Below are 22,084 nucleotides of genomic sequence, written 5' to 3' on the forward strand. Positions count from 1 at the left end.
ATGCAGACGAACAAGCGAAAATCCTCGATAGGCTGGACCCTCGGTCTGGGCTTGGTGGCTGCGACTGTTTACTTCGGCGGACCTGCGCTGCTGAAGTTCGCCAAGAGCGACACGCTCAGCGCCTATCGCAGCGGTAGCGGCGCGCTCGACCCCGACAAGTCCACGACGTTCCTGCGGGATGTCGATTTCAGCCATTACGATGGGGACCGACTCGTCACCCGCGGGCATGTACGCGAGATGGACATCACCCAATCTCGCGAGCGCGTGACCATGCGCGGCATCGACAAGGGCGAGTACCTGGGCGAGAAGAACCAAGTCATCCGCTTTGAGGCTCCGGTCGGCGTGTGGAACCAGATGGCCAAGATGCTTTCGCTCAGCCAAGGAGTGCGGCTATTCAGCGGTGACTTTGACCTCAAAACTGCTTCGGCACTGTTTGAGAGCTCGCGTGAGCTCCTGCGAATTCCGGGGCAGATCGCTGGGAAGTTCTTCAAAGGAGATCTGAAGGCGCAACGCCTGCTGTATCACATCCCCACCAAGACGTACCAACTGGGACCGGTCGAGTGGGTCGGCATGCTACAGGAGGACGACAAGTCGCTCAAGCGCACGCGCTGGACAATCAAGGCTGACGGCGCGACCCGCGGCGCGGGCGATACCGAAGTCTGGACGACCGCCCAGGCCACGGACGGGGATGTCATTGTCCGCGCGGACCGAATCGAGCGCAACGTGAAGACGGATGTGCTCGTGGCGACCGGAAACGTCCGCTACTACAGCCGCGAGACGAACATGACCTGCAAGAAGGCGACCGTGTACCGCAAGCAGAAGCGCGCGGTGTTGGAAGGGGAGGTCAGCATGCTGGTCAAACCCCAGGACGCCCAGAAGCTTGAGGTCGTCGAGATCCCGCCCCTGCGCCCCATCGTGCCGGACTCGATAGCTAGCAGTCGTCCCTCAGCGGCGCGTACGGAAGAAGAACGAACTGCGGATGATGAGGTTCGTAGCGGATCGAACCGCCGCAAGTATCCAATCCAGATTTACGCCTCTAAGGTCGACTACAACTACGCTCGCGGCAGTCGACGCGCGGTCATCACGGGCTCGCCGCAGGCGCGACAAGAGCTGCCCGGCGGGCGGTGGCGGGCGGCCTGGTGCTCGGAAGCCATCTACGACCGCGAACGCGAGACGCTCGAGATGAAGAGCGGTGACCAACGGGTGCGGATCAAGACCTCGTTGGGGGACGACCTCACCGCCTCGTGGTTCAAAGTCAGTACGCGCGACGGCGACGATAGCTACGAAGCCAAGAGCTTGGCCGGAGAAGTATCGGTTGAGGACGAGGATTTACAGGATTCCCCTCCCGCGACTGAGCCCCCACCAGCAGACGGGACTACGCCACGGCTGCGGGGCCCCATCGGTCGTTAAGGCTCGACAAGTACAATAGGGCGACTCATGCCCAAGCAAACCTACATCACCACGCCGATCTACTACGTGAACAGCGTGCCGCACATTGGCACCACCCTCACGACTTTGGTGGCGGACATGTGTATGCGCTACGAACGGATGCGCGGCAACGAGGCGACGTACCTGACCGGAACCGACGAGAATGGCCCGAAGGTGATGGAAGCGGCGATCAAGAGCGGTCGCGATCCCATGGAATTCGTCACCGAGATTTCGGACCGGTTCCGCGAGACCTTCACCGCGATGAACATGCAGTACGACCGCTTCGTACGCACCACCGACGAGCACCATAAGCGTGCGGTGCACCTGTTCTTCAACACGTTGCGCGAGCGCGGCCATGTGTACGAGGGCACCTACGAAGGTTGGTACGACGTCAGCAGCGAGACCTTCTACAAAGAAGCCGACATCGTGGACGGAAAAAGCCCGGATGGCAACCCGGTCCAGTGGGTGAGCGAAAAGAACTGGTTCTTCCGGCTTTCCGCATTTGGCGACCAGTTGCTTGAGCACATCGAGGCGAATCCCAAGTTCTTGCTACCGGAATCACGCCGCAACGAAGTCGTCGCGTACATCAAACAAGGGCTACGCGACATGGCGATCAGCCGCAAGATCAGCGGATGGGGCATCCCGGTTCCAGGCGAAGAAGAGCAGGTGTTCTACGTTTGGTTCGATGCGCTGATCAGTTACATCAGCGGCACCGGTTGGCCCGATAACGGATGGGAGGCCCTGTGGCCCGCCGAGATCCACTGGATGGCCAAAGAGATCTTCACCCGATTCCACGCAACCTTTTGGCCCGCGATGCTGATGGCGATGGATTTGCCTCTGCCCAAGACAATTATCGCGCACGGCTGGTTTGTGTTCGGCGACCAGAAGATGAGCAAATCGCTGGGCAACATCATTGCACCGTTAGAGCTCGTTGAGGAGATCAAGGCTAAAACTGGAGCTGAGCACGCGATGGCGGTCGATGCCGTTCGCTTCTCGCTCGCCCGGCTGCTTCCCTACGACGGCGACACGAACTACACCCGCGCCGAAGTCGACAAACACTACAACTCGGACCTTGCCAACGACTTGGGCAATGCGCTGAACCGCAGCTTGTCGATGGCGCACAAGTTCGCAGGCGGAGTGGTGCCCGAAGCACCGATCGAATCGGAGATGGTCGCCGCCGTCCGGACCGCGGTCACTGACTTTGACGCGGCGATGGACATCTTGCACATCGACCACGCGACCGAAGCCGCGCTGGGGCTCGTCCGATTCCTGAACAAATACATCGACACCCGGGCGCCTTGGGCGCTTGCCAAGAGCGAAGACCCAGCGTTGGGCGGAGTCCTGCGCTCCATGCTTTTTGCCCTACGCGCCGCGGAAGGCATGCTCCGCCCGATCATGCCTTGGGCCGCCGACGCCATTGCCCAGCAGTTGGGGCTGCCTCCACTGGTCCGCTGGAGCGACATCGGTACTGAGGGGACCATCCCTGGTGGCACCCAGCTCGGCACCCCTACACCCCTTTTCCCCCGTATCGACCCCAAGAAACAAGAAGCCATGGAAACACCTGCTGCACCCGCCGCCCCTGTCGACGCCGCTCCCATCGAGCAAACCGCCGAGCCGATCACGATCCAGGACTTTATGAAGGTCCAACTGCGAGTTGGCCGCGTGCTCGAAGCGGAGACGCTGGAGAAGAGCGACAAGCTCGTGAAGCTCCAAGTCCTGATTGGCACGGAGAAGCGTCAGATTCTGGCCGGGATTCGCAAATCGTACAATCCACTGGACCTCGTCGGACGGCAGGTGATCGTGGTCGCGAACCTCAAGCCAGCGAAGTTGATGGGCCACGAGAGCCAAGGCATGATTTTGGCGGCGGACGGTCCCGATGGTCAGGCAATCCTTCTCCAGCCAGAGCAAGAAGCGCCCGAAGGCACGAGCGTCCACTAGGCAACCAAAAACCAACGTGGGCCACCCTTTGCAGGGTAGCCCACGTTCTGTTGTTAGCCGCGCAGCTCCTTACTTTTTCTTGTGCGGGTCGGGGAAACGCTCGGTCGGAGCCGGACCGTTTCGCTCGACATTGGCTCGCGGCATCGCAGCGTCGTCTCGTGCGCCCTTACCCACCACCTTGGCGGTGATGAAGAACACGATCTCCGTTCGTTGGCGCGAAGTATCCGTGCGCGAGAAGAGCTTGCCGATGATCGGGATGTCCTTCAGGATCGGGATACCGCTGACTTCTCGGCGATCTTCATCGCGGATGAGGCCGCCAAGAGCAATCGTCTCGCCGTCGTCCATCATCACATTGCTCTGAGCGATGCGCTCGCTGGTCTGCGGGAGCTGACCACCACCGGGAACCGGGGTGAAGCCGCGCAGGTAACTAACGACCGGACGGAGATCCATGAAGATGCGATTGTCTGCACCGATCCTCGGGAGGATCGAGCAGCGCACGCCGACTCGGACCGAATTGGTCGTGACGGTGACGCCGTTCTGCGAAGACTGAATCGACTCGATGTAGCGGATGACGTCGCCGACGAAGTACTCCGTTTCGCGACCGTCGGTCGCGAGGAAGTTCGGGCGGGCGATCAGGCTGCGGTTGCCGTTCAGCGCATCGAGGGTCCCGAGTACCGAGTACTTGTCCACTCCGCTCGTACCAGCCGAGATTGCGCCTGGGGATCCCGCGGAGAGGCCCGGATTCTGATTCAAGCGAACCAGGTTCACCACACCACCCGTCAAGATGCTCCAGTCAAGACCGACCTTTAGGGCCTCTTCCTTGCTCATCTCCATGACTCGCAGGTCGATCGCGACTTGCTTGGGCTCGATGTCGAGCTTGTCCAGCAGCGCTTTCGCTCGGTCCAGCTGGCTCTTGTTCCCTCGCAGGAACAGTCGCATGGGCTTTGCGACACGCTCCGTGTCACTGAACGGGAGAGTGATGCCCTCGACGTCGGCCTTTTCCGTCTTCACGCCGACTTCTTGAACCTTTGGTCCCTCGGTCGATTCGCTGACGTTCTCGTTGCCACTTTCCGAACTCGACTTCGTCGACTTCTTGGGAGGGGCTTCGTAGATACGCGGCTGGCTAACCGCTCCAGGCGGAATATCCACTCGGATACCAGGGATCGCAGACATCAGCTGATCACGCAATGACCGCGGCTCCGAGAACCGGATGTCGTAGATGATGGAATCGTCCGACGCACCGTCAAACTCCTCAAGGAGCTTCTTGGCGCGCAGTACTTCTTCCTTCCGGCCGACCATGATGATCGCCTGTCGCTCGCTGCCGAGCGGCGAGGGGTACATCTCAATGTTCTGGAACGCACTGGCTTTCAGGTTGCGGACCGTATCCAGCAGGTTCTTCGCCGGCATGGACTCCGACGTGATCAGGTACGTCTCCTGAACCATGTCGGCGTTCTCAGAGATCGGTACACCCTTCACCGCACAGATCTGTTTGTCGATGCTGTGGATCAGGGGCTCAGTTCGGTCGAGAACCGCTGTTGGGCCGACCAGAATCACGTAGAGCGTGCTAAAGGTCTTGGGTACGGAAGTACCCTTCGGATCAGGCTTGCCGTCAGGACCGGCCGCAGGAGTTGCCTTTTCACCGTCGTCATCACCCGCAAGCAAGATGTCATATCCACCGCCTGCGGTTTCCGCTGGGAAGGCCCGCATGACTGCCGAGCGAATCTGTGCCGGCTCGCCACTGTAGATGGGGACCAGTCGAGTCTCTGAAGGTGTGTTGGCCGTCTTACTGACCGCCTTCAGGAGATCGTTGAACTTGTCCTTCTGGGCAACGACGTAGGTTCGGCCCACCAATGCATATCGCAAGTCGGCCATCGCGGTGACGATGTCCAGTGCCTGCTCGGTGGTGACGTTGCTGAGCTTGACGGTGAGGTTGCCCTTGATGTCCGGCGCGGTGACGATGTTCGCCCCCGACTGCAAGGCAAGCGCCTTCAGCACGAGCGAGACATCGGTGTTCACGAAGTCGATCGAGACATTGCTCGCCGATCGAACCGCAAAGACTCCCGCATCAGTTCCCGGGTTAGAGGCTTTCACCACGGGCTTCGACGTGTCTTTGGGATTCGGCTTGTCGGCCGGTTTCGGTGCGGGTTTCTTCTCTGTGGGGTCGGTGAAAGCGTCGGCGATCACCCCGTCCATCGGCTGATCGACCTGCGGCTTGTCCAGCGGATCGATAATCGACGGGAGGCGTCCGTCTCCGCCATTTGAGTTCTTCGGCTCGACGGGATTCAGCACCGGAGTGCGTCCGTCGCCCGATCCGGCAGTCACGCCAGCGGCTTCGAGGAACGCGTCCTTCGGACTCGGCACCTTGCCCGCAGCGGCGGTACCGATCAAAACATCAACGCCGCCTTCGACAGGCGTAACGGTAGGCGTGATCGCGGAGTCCATGCGGAAGTGGACACGCACGCGTGGCGGGCGAGCACTGAACCAACCGGTTTGCACCGTGGTCACTCCGGCCGTATCGACGCGCAGCAGCTTAACCGCGGAGCCCAACGAGGCGGCAAACTCCAAAATGAACGAGCGCCCGCTGTTTACGCGAAGCTGCTTCGGCTCACCCAGTTCAGTGCCACGAATGGCTACCTTGAGGGATGTACCGACCTTTTCAAACGTTACTGCGTCCAACTTAGGGGCTGCCTGAGCGGCCGCCACGAGTGCGACCAAACTCAGGGTTAATCCCCATCGAGATCTAATTAGTCTTTCCAGAACCGCCTCCTATCCGTAGTGTCACTTTCTTGCCCTTGTGCTCGACAACGACGCGATCACCCCGAATAGCTACGATCTTGCCTCCGCCTAGTTCACCGCCTAGTCGGACCATGCGCTGACTGCCCGAGTCGTCCTGAAGGATCGCGAGCGGACTCGTACCCTGGACAACCCCCATCAGGCTGTACGCATATTCATCTGGGACTCGAAGGGGCGTGCTAGGTGCGAGCTTGGGGCCGCCAGCTTTGGCCGTCGGCTGTCCCGTGATCGCGCCGCCTGGAACCACCGGAGGTAGACCCTCTAACCCCAGCGGTGGCAACGGCGCGGCACCCGCCGCCACGTTGCGCGCAATCTCCGCATTTCGTCCAGGTCCCTTCATCGTCGTTGGATTCGTATTCGGTTGTGTCACCGCAAGTGCCGGTTTATTGCCCTCGCGGGTTCGTTCCTTGTCTCGCGCTGGTGCAGGAACCGAAAACGGATCCCGTATGTCCAGCGGGGAAAGTGCTACATCACTCTTCAGTGACGATTCAACTCCCTGAGTAGTCGCGACATTCTGCGCGGTATCCGCATCTGTGGTCCCTAGGGTTCCGGCTTCGTCCGTCCCGACATTGGTTGCGTTGTGGGGATTGATCCCTTCGTCAACCGCTTCGGGTGCGACCGGATTGGCAGCATTGTCCAGCGCGCCGTCCGAGCCGGCGATCGTCTTGGGCTCTTCCGAAGCCTTGACGTGATTGGCCTTGGACGACTTCGTCACCTTTTTCGTCGCCTTGGCGGCGGTCGAGGAACCGCTGCCCATGAACTGGAATGCGCCGATGCCAGCGAGTACCACAACCATGGCGCCGACGATGAGGACTTTCTTCTTGTCTGCAGGATTACTCATTGTTCGTGTCCTCGTTGGTGGAATCGGATCGATCGTTGTCCTTCTCCGGGAAGGCGTACGCCTTCAGGGTCAGCGTCAACTCTAGCTGAGGCGAACCGTCTGGCCCGTACTTCTTCTCCGGACCGTTCAGCTCGTTCAGGCCGACTGTGTAGACCTCAACAATCTTGCTGAACTCTTGGAGTGAATTGATGAAATCGAGAATCGCGGGATAGAAACCCGTTGCATTCACTTCGATTTGCCACTCGTCATAAGGCTTCTTGGCAGGCTGCTTCTTCTTGGCCTTCTTCTTGTCTTCTTCCGAGGCATTGGGGTCAACCTTGACCTTCTTCTCTTCGATGCGCTTCGGCTTGACACCGGTGATGGTCAAGCCCTTGGCGTTTCCAAGAGTTTCAAGCTCGGTGACAAGCGTCGGGATGTACGCGTTCTCTGCGACGTTCGCCTCAAGGTGATCGAGAAACTGCTGCGACTCTTCAACTTCGGTTCTGATCTTGAGCTGCTTCGCCGCGACATCATCCTCGTCTTGAATCTGCTTCTTGATCTCGTCACGCTTGGACGCCGCGCTTCCACGCTCCGACATCAACCAATAGTTTGCGCCGCTGCCAGTGACAACCGCGACGGCTGCGAGAATCGCAAAGACCTTCATTCGTTTGCTTGTGTTCATGCCGATGCCTCCGCCTCCGATTTACGACGATCGCTAAATCCTGCCTTCTTCGTGCTCTTGGATTTCGGATCCTCTTCCAAGGTGCCAGCGACTCGGGCGATGATCTCGAAGCTCAAGACCTGGTGCTCCTGAACGCGGTCCATCTCGGTGTACTTCAGGTCCCACTTGTCCATGGCGCTGCACAACTGCAGTCGCTGCATGAACGAGCCAACACGGCCCTGAGAATTCTGGTCCGTGGTCTCACCCGCCATCGTCTTGCCCTTGATCGAAAACTGGACGCCCTCGTTCGACTTGCTCGACTTACTGCGGATGTCCGTCAACCACAGGCTCTCGGGCGTGCTCGTCGTCATATGCTTCAGGATCTCGGTCCACTTGCGGGTCATTTCCTGAGCGTTCTGCAACGTTTGCAGCCTTGGCTTGAGTTCGGCGAGGTCCTTCTCCATGACCGAAATGTCTTTCAACATCGGCTGGATCTTGGAGAGGTTCTTCTTGAGATCGGCGGTCTCCCCGTCGACCCCTTCCTTCGCGATAATTTGGAACCCCGCGAGGACGGTGAAGAGTGTGGTTGCACCGACGAACCCGACAAAGGCGAATCTCGCTTTGCGTTCGTTCTGCTGCTGCAGCATTCGCTGCTCATGAATCAGATTGATGTACGGCATGGCGTTTCCCTGCGCACCTTAGGCGGCGTGCGAGTAGCTCCTCATGGCAAGTCCCGATGCCACCGACAGGTCGGCACCTTGTCCAAAGAACTGGTCGCCCACGTAGGCGAAGCGTGGATTGTCAAAGACTCCGGCCGCGTAGACCTTGAGGCCAAGGCGGTTGCTCATGTAGTCGGCGATTCCCTGCATCTTTGCGCCACCACCGCTCAGCAGCATCCACGTGACCGGGTTCGAAGATCCGGCTTCTGCTTGCTGCGACTGGAAGTAGTTCAAAGAGCGGCGCATTTCACGCACGAGGTCGTCCAAGTGCGGCTGGATCACGCGCAGAGGCGGGTTCTCCGCTGGCTGATTGTCCTTCAGCAGGCCCAACAGGTCAAGCTGCGTCTTGCCCTCTTCCGCATCTTGGTAGCTGAGCTTGAAGTACTTTTGCAAAGCTTCCGTCAGGGCCAGACCGCCCTGATTGATCGTACGGGTCATGGCGAAACTACCCTTGTCGATCACGCTCACGTTCGTGCTGGTGTGACCAAAGTCCACAAGCGCGACGGTGTCCTTGTTCAGATCGATGTTGTAGTTCGCTTGCACCAGCGCTCGGTATGCAGCGAATGGCTCGATGTCGACCGACTCGACAGGCAAACCCGCAAGCTCGCACGCCTTGATGCGAAAGTCCACCAGGTCGCGCGGAGCGGCGGCGATGATGACGTCCATCTGTCCGTCCTCAGTCTCGCCAGCAATCTCGAACTCGACATAGCTGTCTTCGACGCTGGACGGGATGTAACGGCCTGCCTCGAACTTAATCGATTTGCGGAGCATGGCTTCCGACATCTTCGGAACGCGCACGCTGCGGACCACGACCGATGCGCCTGCGACCGACACGTGGCAACCACTGATCGGCATCTTTGCGTTTCGGACGAGGGTCTGGATCGCTTGCGACAGGGCCTCGGGATCGGTCACGATCGAATCACGCACCGAATCGGGCGGCGTCGGAACGGACAGCACCCGAGTGAGTCGCCAGCCCGAGGTCATCGGTTCCATGGCAACGAGCTTGATCGAGTGGTGACCGATATCAAGACCGACGAGATTCTGTTTCTTGCCAAATTTAAGCGGCATGTTCTGTCCCCTCCTGCCCCGCCTGCTTCTGCAGCCAGGCGTCCACCGACGATTTCAGGAACCGCCAAGTACCTTCTGCCTGGAACGCAGGAAGAGCACCCGATGCAGCCATCTCATCGACGGTCGCCATGTGCAAGCGCAGGTAGCTGGCCACTTCCTTGGTCGTCATGACCGCGCGGTGCGTGGCCAGTGCTCCTCGCAGCAGCGAATGCACTTGTTCCTGGGTGAGGAACAGCTCGAGGCGAACGATGTTCATCCCCGGGGTCGCCTGGGCAGCATTCGTTGCCCGTTCAAAATCGGACTGATCCACGGTCGGATCGGATTCGTAAGCATGGGCCACGGCAACCTCCATGGGGGCCTGATGGGCGATCGGCTCATCGGTTCGGGCAGCAGCAGCGGCTTGCACCGTTGCATTGCGAATGGCGTCCACAAGTCTCATGCGGCAGCTCCCAGGTGTTGAGTGCACACGTCGTGCATCATGTAGGCGTCGATCAAGCTGACTTTCTGGCTGGCACCCACCAAAAGTGCATGATCCGCGAGAGTCGAGATCATGCGCGGGTAGCCCTGGCTCACCTTATGGAGTTGGTAAACCGCATCGGGGGTGAAGACGTTTCGCTCGCCGCTGAAGCCCGCTACGCGTAATCGGTGGAGGATCAGTTCGCCGGTCTCCTGGACATCCAGCGGTTCCAGCGCGCATCGCACTGAGAGTCGCTGTTCGAGCGCAGGAACCTTTGAGAGCTTCTCTCGTAATTCGCGCTGGCCCAGCAGAATGAGCGTGATGAGGAACTGATCGTTGAGCTGGCAGTTGAGGACCATGCGCAATTCCTCGAACGTGCCCGCGCTCTTGATCAAGTGCGCCTCGTCGATCATCAGGACCACCCGCTCGCCGCGGGTGTAGAGCTCAAGCAACCGCTCGTGCAGTTGCTGAATGAGCTTCTGGCGATTCTTGTTGCCTGGCTCGGAATGCAATTGCGTCAAAATCTCGGCCAACATCTGCGTCGGTGACAAGATTGGGTTGACGATCAGGACCAGTCGGTGCTGGCGTGCATCAAGCTCTTCGACGAGCTTTCGGCTGACCGTGGTCTTACCCAGACCAATGTCACCGGCAAGCAGCGCCGCACCCATGTTTCTCTGGATGGCGTACTGCAACATCGTCAGTGCGTCGGCATGCCCACGACTCAGATACAGAAATCGTGGGTCTGGCGTCAATCCAAACGCTGGCTCTTTGAGTCCCCAGTAAGATTCGTACATTGATGGTTTCGCTCCGTTCCTTCTAGCCCAGTGATCATTTCGGAGAGATCAGGTCAAATCCTCACCCTCCACCTCGCGCCTCACTTTTCGATGGGGTGCGCGCACGCACCGCAACTCTGTCGTGCCACTTCGGGAGATGCGGTCGGCAAGACAAAATTACGAGACCCCCTTTCGAGTGCCAAAATCAGCGGTAATTGACAGTAAGGGCGTTCCCCATTCGCGGTCATTTCTATGTTTCGGGTCTTGGAAATCACGCCGTTTCGACGGCTATTGATCGGTCAGGCCGTGTCGCAATTCGGCGACATGCTGTACATGCTCATGTTCCTGTACATGGTGCAGCGGCTCACCGGGAACGCCATGATCGTGGGGTGGATCGGAGCCGTCCAAGCACTGCCGCCGTTGCTGCTCTCGCCTTACGCCGGGGTCCTTGCCGACCGAGTGGATCGGCGAACGGTCCTACTTGGCACTGACCTGTGCAGCGCGGCGCTGATGCTCGGGCTGGCGGCCTACCTGACGTTCGACGCCACGCCGCCGCTCTGGCTGATCTTCGCCTCGGCGACGCTCCTTGCCTCGGTAAACACGTTCTTCTTGCCCGCGAAGTCAGCGGCGATCCCGAGGCTCGTCCCGGCGGACCGGTTGCAGGAGGCGAACTCGCTCTCGGCGACGACCCAGCACTTTATGCCTCTGCTCGGACTGGCGATCTCCGCGGCGGTGCTGGGACAGCTCGAACTACTTGCGCCGAACGCCCTGTTCCCCGTCGCGGCCGCGTGCAACGGCCTCACGTTCTTAGTTTCGGCACGCGCGATCTGGCTACTCCCCCAGCTCGCCCCAGACACTACCGACCGCGAGGAACCGCACTTCGGACGCGACCTGCGAGAAGGTTGGCAGGCATGTCTGAAAGACGCCGTCCTGTGGGTCTCTGCTCTCCAAGCGCTGCTGGTGAACCTGTTTATCGCACCGTTCATGGTGGTCCACCTCGCGGTCAACAAACAGTGGTTCGACGACCGACTGCGTACGGTGTCGATTTTCGAATCGGCATTCATCGGTGCTGCGGTGATCATGGCGCTGATGATGCCGCGTCTCAGGATCGTGCGACCGGGCATGGCGTTCATCGGTTCGATGCTCGCTATCGGCGTACTCGTCGCGTGCATGGCCTTCGCGCCGTGGTTCTATCCGTATCTTGTGCTGAACTTCTTGTGCGGCCTGGCGCTGCCCATCGCCCAGATCCCCATGCAGATGTACTTTCAGACAGCGGTACCGGACGCGCTGAGAGGTCGCGTCCACTCGTTCATGACGATGTCGGCGATGGTGGCCATCCCGCTCAGCAACACCTTTGCGGGGGTCGGCGTCGCGCGGCTCGGGGTCTCCACGATGTTTCTGATCATGGGGGGTGGGATGATTCTCTCCGCCGCCATCGGCCTCGCTCATCCGCAGTACCGCCGCTCGCGGCTCCCTTCGTCAGCGGTGCGCTAGCGCGGAAGCGAGCTGGTTGTAGAGCGGAATCCCGAGCACAAGATTGAACGGGAAGGTCACCGCCAGCGACGCGGTCAGGTACAGACTCGGATTCGCGGATGGGATGGCGACCCGCACCGCCGCGGGCGCAGCGATATAGCTTGCGCTCGCGGCCATCGCACCCAGCACCCCCGATCCACCGGCAGACAGACCCGCGAGCGTGCCGATCCCGACGCCGATCGCACCATTCACGAGCGGCACACCCACCCCGTACAACCCGAGGAACAGGGCGTGCTTTCGCAGATCGCTCAGACGTCGCGCGGCGACCAACCCCATTTCGAGCAAGAAGAAGGTCAGCGCGCCTTTGAACAGATCTCCGAAAAGCGGCTGCACTTGCTCGACGCCGGTCTTGCCCGAGACGACACCGATGGCCATGCCGCCAAGGAGTAGGAGGATCGTGCGACCGGTGAACAGCTCGCGGATGAGTTCGCGCCGGGCCTGGTTCGGGGTTTCAGACGAACCCAGGCTCAGGGCTAACAACAGCGCGGGAACTTCGAGCAGCGCGACCAGCGCGGGCATGAACCCTTCGGCGGGCGTCTTGACCGTCGTCGCGAAGGTCACCGCCGCGATAAACGTAACCGCGGAGACCGAGCCGTAGTGAGCGGCGAGCGCGGCGGAGTTCAGGTGGTCCACCTTTCCAAGCTTGCGCGAGGCGAAGTAGGCGATCCCAGTGGTGAGGAGGGAAAGGGCGATGGTGGCCAGAACGGGCCAGATGATGTGCTCGATCGGCGTGAGCGACAGCTCGACTCCACCCTTGAGCCCGATGGCGAAGAGCAGGTACATGGACAGCGAGGTGTAGAGCCCCTCGGGGAGGGACAGATCGCTCTTGATAATGGTGGCCAGTGCGCCAAGCAGGAACGCGAGCACCATCGGCGACAGCAGGTTCGCCTGGAGAATCGAGCCCAGATCCATGGGTCTAGGTGTACCCCGTGACCTTGCGTACCGTCACGCGAAAACGACGATGCGCCCGAATTGCAGACGGCAACTCGGACGCATCGATAGGCCAGTCGAACTACTTCGTGGCCGAAAGGGTGCCGTTGATCGTGCCCCCTGCTTCCAGCGTGATCACGTAATTGACCACAATGCTGGACGCACTGTACGTTCCCGAGAAAGTCGCCGAAGCGGCCATGGATCCGGGAATGTTCGACATGCTGCCAGTGAGCGTGCCATTTGCGTTGAGTGTGATCGATAGCGGCCCGTGCGTCTGCAGGAGTGAGGACATCGTCACGCCGGATGTTGAGATCAAACCCGTCCAGGCATCATCCGCGGGATTTGCTGTCCCGAACGGGTTGCCCGTCAGCGTCCAGATAACGGTCGCCGTCCCGGTCGAGGGCTCTTGGAACTGAAGGCTGGTGGTGCCTGTACCCGTGTTATTGTCCGACCATGTCCCGTTGTAGGTACCCAGGAGCGGGGCAATGGCAAACGTCGCGCCCGTCGACTTGGTCATGATCAAGGTTCCATTCGCGGGGGCAATGGCCGGGTTCACAAAGGTGATCACGTAAGTAAGGTTCATGCTCGTCGGAGTAATCGTCCCCGAGTAGGTGATCGACTGGACGAATCCACCTGGAACCGTCGTGGAGCCTCCGGTCACATTGCCATTCTTGTCGACCGTGAACGACAAGGTCCCAAACGTCGGCGAGGAACCTGTTACCGACAGCGCCGAGTCCGTATAGCTCCCAACCAGGTTATCCGCGGGAGGATTCGGGCCTCCAAAGACGTTTCCGTCAAGGTCCATCGTCCAGTTAGCAGCTTTGGTGGTGGTATTCGCACCAAAAGTCATCGATGCCGGACCCGTCGTGCTGTACGTCAGGTTGTTCCAGTTACCAGTCCAACTGCCGATAAATGGGGTCGGGTCGAGAACCGTTCCACCGCCACCACCGGACGTGCCGCCCCCGCCACCGCCGCAACCGATAAGCGCCGCTAACGCCAAAATAAAGAACCACAGATGTTTCATTTGTCCCTCCACGGGCTGAATAGAAACTCAGAATAGCAGGGACAGACAGTGAATTCAAGGAATTGCGAACAAAAAACCGGCCTGAACCCAGAAACCTCTATGCATCGTACTGCTCGGCCAGGCGATTCAGTCGCATTTGCCACTGCCTGTCCAACTCGCCCAGCCAGGCCAACATCTCCGCGAGCGGCTGCGCATCGAGCCTCCGAACGATCTCGCGCCCCTTGCGTTCGCTGATCACTAAACCCGACCGCTCCAGGACTGTCAAATGCCGCGTGGCACCTTGGCGCGTTGAGCCCAACCCGTCGAGAAGCCGAAGCGTCGGCGTCGGCCCTTGGTCGCTGAGCCGCCTGACGATCTCGCGCCGGACAGGATCGGCCAGGGCAAAGAATGCGTCGTCGGTCAAACTTCGTAGCTCCGCGACAGCTTGGGCAGTTCCTCGTCCCAGCCAGCGTTGTTCTGCTCGAAAGCAAAGGCTGCGCGAGACTCAGCGATTTTGGAGAAACCGGTTTCCACAACAGTAATCGTCGTGCCGCCAGACGATTCGGCGAGCGTGAATCTCACCGTCGTAAGTTCGGATTCAGGCAGGGCATCGAGGGTGAACGTGTCGGCCGGATGCCATTGATAGGCGAGCGATTGGCAGGGAACGATTTCCACGAGCCGCGCTTCGCACCGGTGCTCACCCCAGATGAGCGCGAAAGTCTGACCCAAGACGAACTCGCCCTCGATTCGGTCCGGAAACCAAGAGGCGAGGGCCGCCGGAGTCGCGAACGACCGCTCCCAGACGACGACGGGAGCGGCGTTAACGAACACCGAGCGAGTGATGGAGTCAGCAATATGCAACATGGTGATTGCATATTACTGCCTCGCCTGGAGAAATGCAACAGATTTGTTGCTTATTTCCCAGTGCTTAGCGAGTCGGCGTTCAGGATCACGGGAAGGCCACCCTTGCCGCCACCCACGATGACGACCTTGCTGTTATCCGACTTTGCGAGATCTTGAGTCGCCTCGATCCCCTTCCACATCAGCAGCTTGTCAGTAAGTCCCTGACTGACGATCGCTTGGAAGTCGGCGATACCGCGCGCTTCGATCCGCTTACGCTCGGCTTCCTGCTTCTCCTTGTCGAGGATGTACTGCATGCGCAGGGCCTCTTGTTCCGCGGTCAGCTTGGCCTCAATGCTGGCCTTGAGGCGATCGGGCAACTCGATGTTGCGGATGAGGACCTGCTGGACGATGAACGCCGAACCTTTGTAGCCTTCGCTGCGGCTGAGCGTCGATTCGATGTAGTGCGAAAGTCGCTGGGACACCAGGTCTGCCAAGGCGTCGCGCTTGCTTGAGTAGGCCTCTTGCGCGGTGAACTGCGAGACGGCATCTCGAACCGCCGCGCGGGCTGACGGTCGAACGATCTTGGCGATGTAGTCTTCCGCGATGCCCACGTTGCGGAACAGCCACGGCACCGATCCCGGCATCACGCGGTAGTTCACCGTGACATCGACCGGGAGCGGCAGACCGTCTCGGCTCAGGGTCCGGATCGCATCGTCGCCGGAAACCGCACCCTCACCTCGTACGCCCGACATGGTGTACTCCTCGGTTCGGATGGAGACCGATTCGACGGTAGCAAATGGGTTGACGACGTGGAGCCCCTCGGCGAGAGCAACAGGTTGCACGGAGCCAAAGATCCGTACGACGCCGACGTGTCCCGATTGCACGACTTTGATGCAGCTCGTGAGCGTGAGGATCAAACCAAAAAGCGTGAAGAAACCACCCGCGCCGAGTTTCCCCGCTCGCTGAGCAGGATGCTCTTCGCGCTTTGCCGCGCGATAGATCGAGATGCCGATGACGAGAAAAAAGATCCCAATGGTGACCATGTTGCGTTGACTACTCCAAAGGGAGAACGAAACATGAGCCCACGGGGATTCAAAATCCCGCCCAGAAACCTAGCGACGACGCTTCAGCAACACCAGCAGACCCACGCTGAGACCCAGCCACGCGGCGGGTTCTGGAGCGGTGATCACCACCATGTCAGCAGGGTTGGTGATCTGCGCCGTGCCAAACGATCCGGTGAGGAAGCTGCGGTTATAGACGTCAATGACGGGTAAGCCGCCACGGTAGCCTGCCACGTAATCGTACTCATGGCCACTGCCGATCCCATACACGCTCGTGAGCGTAGTACTAATCGCAGTTGCGCCGATCGCAGCAAGTGTCCCACCCCCATTGCTACCAACGTATGTGAAGGCAGCACCAGTTCGAGATCGCATGGTCCCGAAGCAGGTTGTCACACCCATGCCACCATTGCTAAAGGAGGTCGATGAGGCGGAAGTATCAACTCTACGGTAAGCATTCGAGTACCCAGCCACCCACGGCACGCCGCCGATCACCGCAACGTCGGCTCCAAACGCAGTGACGCTGACCCCGGCAATCGTGGCCGCGTTGAAGCCGGTCACCCCGGTCAAAGCGGAATTGATAGTGTGGAGCCTCAGAGTCGTTGAGGTAGTGACGTCAGCGACAGTATAGGCCCCAGTGGTCGGGTCTCGGTGGATACCCGCCAGACTCTGAAACCCGGTTTCGTACAGTTGCCGCTTCAGTTCACCTGTGTGGACGTTGAAGACGTGGATCGTGGAGTACTTGAGGACGGGATCCAGCTCGTCGGTCACCACGATCTCGCCCGCGTTGGGCCCGCGCTCAACGAACCGCGGGCGAATCATGCGGCCCGCGCCGATCTCTCCGAGGTAGGCACCGGTCTGGCCGTCGAATCGCTTGAGCGATTTGGTGGAATAGTCGAGCATTACGACCATGTCATAGCTGGCGTTAGCCACGAGTGAGGCTACAAGGAAAGCCCCGAGGACGGTGGCCCTGGATCTGTTGCGTCTGTTCATTTCTTGGACCCTTGCTTGCGGCTGCGGCACAGCAGTGCTGCGCCGATGCCGAGAGGAAGCAGCGCTGTGGGCTCGGGTGCGATGACGGTAGCGACGGCTCGGAAACTCACTCCTGACGGAACGTTCACAACCAGCTGCGGGGCCAGCAAGTTGGAGAAGGTGGACGTGCGATAGATTGAGGAGCCCCCACCGACCGCATTGCCCGAGGAATAAATCATCTGGTCGTGACCAGCAGCGACGGACAGCGCACCAGAAAGAAGCTGTGCATCCAAGAAAGTTGGCCCACCCGTGAGCGTGCCACCCGAAGATACGGTATAGCTGCGGACCGCGCCCGCGGAATAGTCCGCAACAAACAGTTTTCCGGACCTGAAGAGGCCGTTTCCGTAGAGATTGCTGCTGGAGGCCATCGGACCGTTTAGCACTGTCAGCGAAGAGTTCAACCGGATGTACTGTGCCCCTGAAGTGAAAGCGAGGACGTTCCCGAAGGAGTCTGCCGTGATGCTATAGAAGCTGGAGGTGCTGGTATAGGTTGCTAGCAACGTACCGGTGAGCGTGTACTTGAACAGGGTTTGGTTCGAGGTCACCGCAAGGTTGCCATCGGCCATACGAACCACTCCCGAGGATACAGATGTGGCGGTCGGTGATCCCATGAACCACTCACGTACGAATGCGCCCGTGCTGTAGTTGAAAACGGAAACGCTGTTCCGAATCTGATCGGTCACGTAGGCGAGCCCAGTGCTTCCATCTGCGTAGATCTGGTCGACTTGGCTGAAATAGCCCTTCCCGAATTCTCCGAGATAGGCGCCCGAGTCGCCGTCGTACCTCTTCACCGACCCGGATGCCGAATCGGAAGCCAAGACAAGATCGAACGAAGCTGACGAAATACAAGCACCGCAAAGCAACGCGCCCAGAACGAGCGAAATCCTCCCCATTCCGGCATTCTACAAGAGTTTGTGTAGATATCCAACCAGTTTGTTTCGAAAGGAATCAAGCGAACAAGACGACACGGGGCGACGGCATCCAGCGGAGGATGCCGTAAAGTATAGTAGCTGATGGCGCACGCGATTCGATTCCAAACGACTCTCTTGCAGGCGACCGAGGAGCTGTTCGCATTCGTTCGTCTGCCCGAAGATGCGAGCCAGGCGCTGCCTTCGCGGGGCATGGTGTCGGTGGAGGGCACGGCAGACGGGCACCCATTCGCCGTGACCTTGGAACCGGACGGTCAAGGTGGTCATTGGTTCCGAGTGGACCAGAAGCTCGCGCTCTCGGTCGGCTCAACCGTCGATTTCGAGATCGCCCCAGTCTCCGTCGAGCCCGAGCCCGTTGTCCCTGAAGACCTTTTGCAGGCACTTGAGCGCGCTCCGGCCAAAGCTCAGGCGACCTGGGACAGCACCACTGCAGTGGCGCGTCGCGATTGGATCCAGTGGATCGTATCCGGCAAGAAGGCGGAGACCCGGGCGCTCCGTATCGAGAAGGCGTGCGAAATGCTGGCCTCGGGCAAGCGACGGGTCTGCTGTTTCGACCGCTCCGGCATGTACAGCAAAAGCCTCAGTTGCCCGGTTGCCGAGGGCGAGTCGATCTAGGCTCGCCACGATCGCGTCACTGCTTGAGCGGCTCTCTCAAAGTTGAGTGCGATCTCTTCTTTTGGGCCGCGGAGTTCCCCGCGCAACCAACGATCCATCATCTCAAGAAAGGCACCGGCAAGACACGAAAGCATCGCCTGATCGCTCATGCTGGGCGGCTTCTCCAGACCCAGATCACGCGCTGCGAGATCCGCGATCATCGTCTTGAAGCCCTTCACAAGCAGGCGCCGAGCCGAGGAGTTGCGCAACGCACACCAGAGGTCACGGCGCGCACACAAATGGTAGATCAATGGACGGAGAAAGCTCAGTTCGCCGGGTGTTGGCCTGACCCGCTGCGACTGTCGCCAGTGGTCGACCATCGAGTGATGCAGACGGCTCAGCGTCGCCGCGAACAGGTCGTCTTTGCAACCGTAATGGCCATAGAAAGTGGAACGGGCGACTCCTGCTCGCTGCGCGATCAATTGGACGGTCGCGCAATCGTATCCCTGCTCGATCGCTAGGTCGACGAGCGCTATCTGGAGCGCATGCTGGGCGGGGGAGGGGTGCGCGCTGGTGCTCATGGGATTGGGCCAATTGGAGCGGTACTGGACACTCGGCGGCCCAATGTCCAAAGCTCTCTGATCGAGAGGGACTACGCTCTGTCTTGGCGCAAGGGTTCCTTGAACAGCGCCGGGGTCCGTCTATGAAAATCAAACTGATTTCAATTACATCCGTGCTGACATTACTGGCCACCGTCTCCGCGTCGGCACACCATATGTGGCTGCAACTTGACGCGAAGGGCAAGACGGGTCAGGTCTTTGTCGCGGATGACCCGACCAAGCCCGCAGTCCCCATGAAGGTAAAGGGCGGCAGCCAAACCGCGCTGCAACGGTGGAACATTGGCAAGCTAGCGGCGAGCGAGAACGGCAATTCGCTCCTCGCGGAGGCACTCAGGCCTTTCGCAGCGGTCCAGCTTACTTACGGTATCCACGGCCCGGACTTGATCACCTGGTACGCCAAGGGCTGCGCAACCGTCCGAGACGCATCAACCACGCTCGGTCTGGATTACGAGTTCACTGCCAGACGAGTGGGCACGAACGTGGTGTTTCATCTCACCGGGAACAAGAAGCCGGTGCCAGACTGCCGCGTCGAGGTGTTCGGAGAGGGCATCCCGCTCGACAAGTTCTGGCGCACGGACAAGAAAGGAAACGTGACCGTCCCGTTCCCGAAAGGGGGCCGCATCTATGCGGCGGCAGAGCCAAAGGTGGACAAGGTCGGAACGTTCAAAGGCAAACAGTACAAGGGGCGACTTGAAATGCCGTGCATCAACTTCGTCGTCCCAAAATCGTGAGATCGCCAAGCGTACGTTCGCGTTGACAGCCAGATGGCTCCTCTGCCAGCATGGAGAGATGCTGCGCTTGCCCATTGTTTGCGTCCTTGCGGGCGTCGTCTCGGTTCTGTCGGGGCACCAGCAGAACCCGACCCCCGCCGAATCCGATCCGGTGGGCAACACCCTGCGCGCAACAGGACTCATCCACACCGATATCGGGGGCTTCTACAAGCTCCGGTACGACTACTCGGACACCAAGCGGCACCAGGACTCATACATTCGGAAACGAGTGGATACATACGAGAGCCTGAGCGTTCAGGAGTCGTACTCGCTGTGCTATGAGAGTAAAACCGCGCCGGATACGGAGCTGCTGCGAAAAGTCTTCCAGAAGAGCTTTAGCATCGGGGGTTTGATCTTGGAAGAGCCTTCGAAGGACCAAGAGCTTTGGCGTATTCGTTTCAAGATCGACGTGCCAACCAACACGACCGCAGAACGGCTCAAAACGTATTTGCAGTATGTGGGCGGTACAGCGGACGGGATCGAGAAAGAACTCGGCGCGGAGGACAAACTATGAAGTTCCTCGGTCTGTTAACCACGCTCTCGATACTGACAAGCTCCGCACTCCAATCGGACGAAGCGGTCAAGGATCAAGCCAAGAAGGCGCTCGAGGCCACGGGGCTCAAATTCGAGACGACCGCCAGCGGGAAGAACTACTCGATCGTCTTCACGCATCCCGAGAACCGGCAGCATACGGTCTACATGAGCTTGACCCCGAACCGCCCTGGCAAGCTGATCACCTACAACCTATACACCCAGGTCTGGTACAGCAAAGACGCGCCCGACGATGCCCTCATGCGCAAGATTCTGGGAAGAACCAAGAAGCTTGGAGCGTTTTACCTATTCAAGGATTCCCATGACACGTGGACCTTGCGCTACAACGTCAAGTTCGACGCGACCGATATGCCGGAAATCCCCAAGGCCGAAGACAAACTCGTCAAAGCGTTGAAAGACTGCATTTTCTTCGTGAACGCAGTTGGCGAAGAGACGGACAAGGAACTCAACGGCGCAGCGGATATTCAGTGATCACCGAGCTTTGTTTCGCTCAAGAGTCCGCATCCAGGGGTAGGCGTTGGACGACCTGAGATGAGCCGCCACTCTTGGCAATGCCCGCGAAGTAGCTACCCGAGGCGATGGGTAGGACGGATGCGCCAAGCAGAAATCCGGGTCCCGCATGCGAACAAGCCGCCGGGGTTCGGGACACCACCGGTCAGCGGCGGCGGCGAAGGAGCAGCGCCGCGAGCCCAAGTCCGACGGCCATGGTGCCCGGTTCGGGGACAGACTCGATGCGGACCCGCGTGCGGCTGGTGCCGTAGGCAAAGGCGCTGTCGGTCGGGTTCAGAGGTGACGCGACGAAGCTTGCAAGCGCCTGCTCATCGATCTGCACCGAATGCACGCCAGCAGCGAGCGGCACCACATAGGCACCATCACTGAACGTGCCGTGAATGAACACGCCATTGACTTGAATCGATTTACGAAGGGCGGCCGTTGATTGCAGCGACCCGAACGTCAGGTTCGCGACTGTATTCGTCGAGTAGGCGTATAGGGTCCCGGGGGCGTCCAACGTCACCGTGAACCAGCTGGAGAACCCGATCTCGGCATAGCCCGTGCTGATGCCCATGTTTGGCGAACCGTAGCATCCCACATCGCCAGCGAAGGTCGATCGATACTCCCAGACCGTCGGTGTATTGATTGTCATTTGTCCCGCGGTCGATACCTGGCTGGAGTAGTTCATCGTGCCTGGCGAGGAAATCGTCAGCGGATCGGAAAAGCTGTGAGGGATCCCACTCGCGCTGGCATAGTACACGTTCAGAGGATTCGATGAGGCGTTTTTGTGCACGACCCCTGAGTTGACGGCTGCCGTAAATCCGGTGATGTTGGCGAAGGCCGACGGAGCCAAACCCGCGACCAACGCGAGACAGTAGATCTTCGCAATTCGCATCTTAAGGGTCCTTCGTCAAAAATGTGCTGGAGTGTGACATCGACCGATATTGGATCGAATTCGAGATCACGAACAAGCACTGGGGGGCCTCTTCGGCTTGGTCATCGTCTTCGGTCACAACCGAGACTTGATCCGCAGGAGAGACCACAGGTTCCGAACCCATGGACCGATCGCTG

23 protein-coding genes are annotated in these 22,084 nt (G+C 59.7%); 7 read left to right on the plus strand and 16 right to left on the minus strand.

Annotated elements, in window-relative coordinates; genetic code table 11:
* The gene (locus tag JNM85_03655) at positions 1 to 1,410 is read left to right on the plus strand and encodes a hypothetical protein (GenBank protein MBL8087151.1); all 1,410 of its coding nucleotides are present in this window, start codon (positions 1 to 3) and stop codon (positions 1,408 to 1,410) included.
* 27 nt (positions 1,411 to 1,437) lie between these two features.
* Complete coding sequence (gene metG, locus JNM85_03660; protein ID MBL8087152.1) at positions 1,438 to 3,366, plus strand: methionine--tRNA ligase; 1,929 nt, start codon at positions 1,438 to 1,440, stop codon at positions 3,364 to 3,366.
* Between the two features lie 69 nt (positions 3,367 to 3,435).
* Here the strand turns inward: metG and JNM85_03665 are convergent, their stop codons facing one another.
* The 7 genes from JNM85_03665 to JNM85_03695 are packed head-to-tail and all read right to left on the minus strand — an operon-like array spanning position 3,436 to position 10,678.
* Positions 3,436 to 6,081: a hypothetical protein gene (locus tag JNM85_03665; protein MBL8087153.1), complete on the minus strand. Its 2,646-nt coding sequence runs from the start codon at positions 6,079 to 6,081 to the stop codon at positions 3,436 to 3,438.
* 25 nt (positions 6,082 to 6,106) lie between these two features.
* Complete coding sequence (locus JNM85_03670; GenBank protein MBL8087154.1) at positions 6,107 to 7,000, minus strand: hypothetical protein; 894 nt, start codon at positions 6,998 to 7,000, stop codon at positions 6,107 to 6,109.
* Positions 6,993 to 7,661, minus strand: a complete 669-nt coding sequence (gene pilO, locus JNM85_03675) for a type 4a pilus biogenesis protein PilO (GenBank protein MBL8087155.1) — start codon at positions 7,659 to 7,661, stop codon at positions 6,993 to 6,995. Before pilO ends, JNM85_03670 begins: the two co-directional genes overlap by 8 nt.
* A complete protein-coding gene (locus tag JNM85_03680) occupies positions 7,658 to 8,320 on the minus strand; it encodes a hypothetical protein (protein ID MBL8087156.1) in 663 nt (220 codons plus the stop codon). Before JNM85_03680 ends, pilO begins: the two co-directional genes overlap by 4 nt.
* 18 nt (positions 8,321 to 8,338) lie before the next feature.
* Positions 8,339 to 9,427, minus strand: coding sequence for a type IV pilus assembly protein PilM (gene pilM / locus JNM85_03685; protein ID MBL8087157.1), 1,089 nt, complete (start codon positions 9,425 to 9,427; stop codon positions 8,339 to 8,341).
* A complete protein-coding gene (locus tag JNM85_03690) occupies positions 9,417 to 9,866 on the minus strand; it encodes a helix-turn-helix domain-containing protein (GenBank protein MBL8087158.1) in 450 nt (149 codons plus the stop codon). The genes pilM and JNM85_03690 overlap by 11 nt, the downstream gene beginning before the upstream one ends.
* Positions 9,863 to 10,678, minus strand: coding sequence for an AAA family ATPase (locus JNM85_03695; GenBank protein ID MBL8087159.1), 816 nt, complete (start codon positions 10,676 to 10,678; stop codon positions 9,863 to 9,865). Before JNM85_03695 ends, JNM85_03690 begins: the two co-directional genes overlap by 4 nt.
* A 231-nt stretch (positions 10,679 to 10,909) precedes the next feature.
* Between JNM85_03695 and JNM85_03700 the strand changes: the two genes are divergently transcribed.
* Positions 10,910 to 12,151 (plus strand): MFS transporter, encoded by a 1,242-nt coding sequence (locus JNM85_03700; GenBank protein ID MBL8087160.1) that lies wholly within the window; start codon positions 10,910 to 10,912, stop codon positions 12,149 to 12,151.
* Here the strand turns inward: JNM85_03700 and JNM85_03705 are convergent.
* The 7 genes from JNM85_03705 to JNM85_03735 form a co-directional block, all read right to left on the minus strand.
* The gene (locus tag JNM85_03705) at positions 12,137 to 13,102 is read right to left on the minus strand and encodes a sodium-dependent bicarbonate transport family permease (protein ID MBL8087161.1); all 966 of its coding nucleotides are present in this window, start codon (positions 13,100 to 13,102) and stop codon (positions 12,137 to 12,139) included. The genes JNM85_03700 and JNM85_03705 overlap by 15 nt on opposite strands.
* A 100-nt stretch (positions 13,103 to 13,202) precedes the next feature.
* Positions 13,203 to 14,144 (minus strand): hypothetical protein, encoded by a 942-nt coding sequence (locus JNM85_03710; protein ID MBL8087162.1) that lies wholly within the window; start codon positions 14,142 to 14,144, stop codon positions 13,203 to 13,205.
* A gap of 97 nt (positions 14,145 to 14,241) precedes the next feature.
* Positions 14,242 to 14,547: a helix-turn-helix transcriptional regulator gene (locus JNM85_03715; GenBank protein MBL8087163.1), complete on the minus strand. Its 306-nt coding sequence runs from the start codon at positions 14,545 to 14,547 to the stop codon at positions 14,242 to 14,244.
* The gene (locus JNM85_03720; GenBank protein ID MBL8087164.1) at positions 14,544 to 14,987 is read right to left on the minus strand and encodes an SRPBCC domain-containing protein; all 444 of its coding nucleotides are present in this window, start codon (positions 14,985 to 14,987) and stop codon (positions 14,544 to 14,546) included. Before JNM85_03720 ends, JNM85_03715 begins: the two co-directional genes overlap by 4 nt.
* Before the next feature lie 50 nt (positions 14,988 to 15,037).
* On the minus strand, positions 15,038 to 16,009 hold the full coding sequence (locus JNM85_03725; protein MBL8087165.1) for a prohibitin family protein: 972 nt from the start codon (positions 16,007 to 16,009) through the stop codon (positions 15,038 to 15,040).
* 69 nt (positions 16,010 to 16,078) lie between these two features.
* Positions 16,079 to 16,957: a PEP-CTERM sorting domain-containing protein gene (locus tag JNM85_03730; protein ID MBL8087166.1), complete on the minus strand. Its 879-nt coding sequence runs from the start codon at positions 16,955 to 16,957 to the stop codon at positions 16,079 to 16,081.
* Between the two features lie 56 nt (positions 16,958 to 17,013).
* Positions 17,014 to 17,847 (minus strand): hypothetical protein, encoded by an 834-nt coding sequence (locus JNM85_03735; protein MBL8087167.1) that lies wholly within the window; start codon positions 17,845 to 17,847, stop codon positions 17,014 to 17,016.
* 222 nt (positions 17,848 to 18,069) lie between these two features.
* Here JNM85_03735 and JNM85_03740 point away from each other — a divergent pair, with 222 nt between their 5' ends.
* Positions 18,070 to 18,600 carry a DUF1905 domain-containing protein gene (locus JNM85_03740; protein MBL8087168.1) on the plus strand — a complete coding sequence of 177 codons (531 nt, stop codon included), beginning with the start codon at positions 18,070 to 18,072 and terminating at the stop codon, positions 18,598 to 18,600.
* On the opposite strand, the gene JNM85_03745 is transcribed toward JNM85_03740, so the two are convergent.
* Positions 18,597 to 19,160: a TetR/AcrR family transcriptional regulator gene (locus JNM85_03745; protein ID MBL8087169.1), complete on the minus strand. Its 564-nt coding sequence runs from the start codon at positions 19,158 to 19,160 to the stop codon at positions 18,597 to 18,599. The two genes, JNM85_03740 and JNM85_03745, sit on opposite strands and share 4 nt — an antisense overlap.
* 194 nt (positions 19,161 to 19,354) lie before the next feature.
* On the opposite strand from JNM85_03745, the gene JNM85_03750 reads away from it, so the two are divergent.
* Genes JNM85_03750 through JNM85_03760 form a run of 3 tightly spaced genes read left to right on the plus strand, consistent with a single transcriptional unit; the run spans position 19,355 to position 20,992 of the window.
* On the plus strand, positions 19,355 to 19,930 hold the full coding sequence (locus JNM85_03750; protein MBL8087170.1) for a hypothetical protein: 576 nt from the start codon (positions 19,355 to 19,357) through the stop codon (positions 19,928 to 19,930).
* 58 nt (positions 19,931 to 19,988) lie between these two features.
* Positions 19,989 to 20,483 (plus strand): hypothetical protein, encoded by a 495-nt coding sequence (locus tag JNM85_03755; protein ID MBL8087171.1) that lies wholly within the window; start codon positions 19,989 to 19,991, stop codon positions 20,481 to 20,483.
* Positions 20,480 to 20,992, plus strand: coding sequence for a hypothetical protein (locus JNM85_03760; protein ID MBL8087172.1), 513 nt, complete (start codon positions 20,480 to 20,482; stop codon positions 20,990 to 20,992). The genes JNM85_03755 and JNM85_03760 overlap by 4 nt, the downstream gene beginning before the upstream one ends.
* 184 nt (positions 20,993 to 21,176) lie before the next feature.
* Here JNM85_03760 and JNM85_03765 read toward each other — a convergent pair whose 3' ends face one another.
* A complete protein-coding gene (locus tag JNM85_03765; GenBank protein MBL8087173.1) occupies positions 21,177 to 21,908 on the minus strand; it encodes a PEP-CTERM sorting domain-containing protein in 732 nt (243 codons plus the stop codon).
* Positions 21,909 to 22,084 lie beyond the last annotated feature (176 nt).

This window comes from Chthonomonas sp. (genome assembly GCA_016788115.1).
In the GTDB taxonomy this organism is placed as follows: domain Bacteria; phylum Armatimonadota; class Fimbriimonadia; order Fimbriimonadales; family Fimbriimonadaceae; genus UBA2391.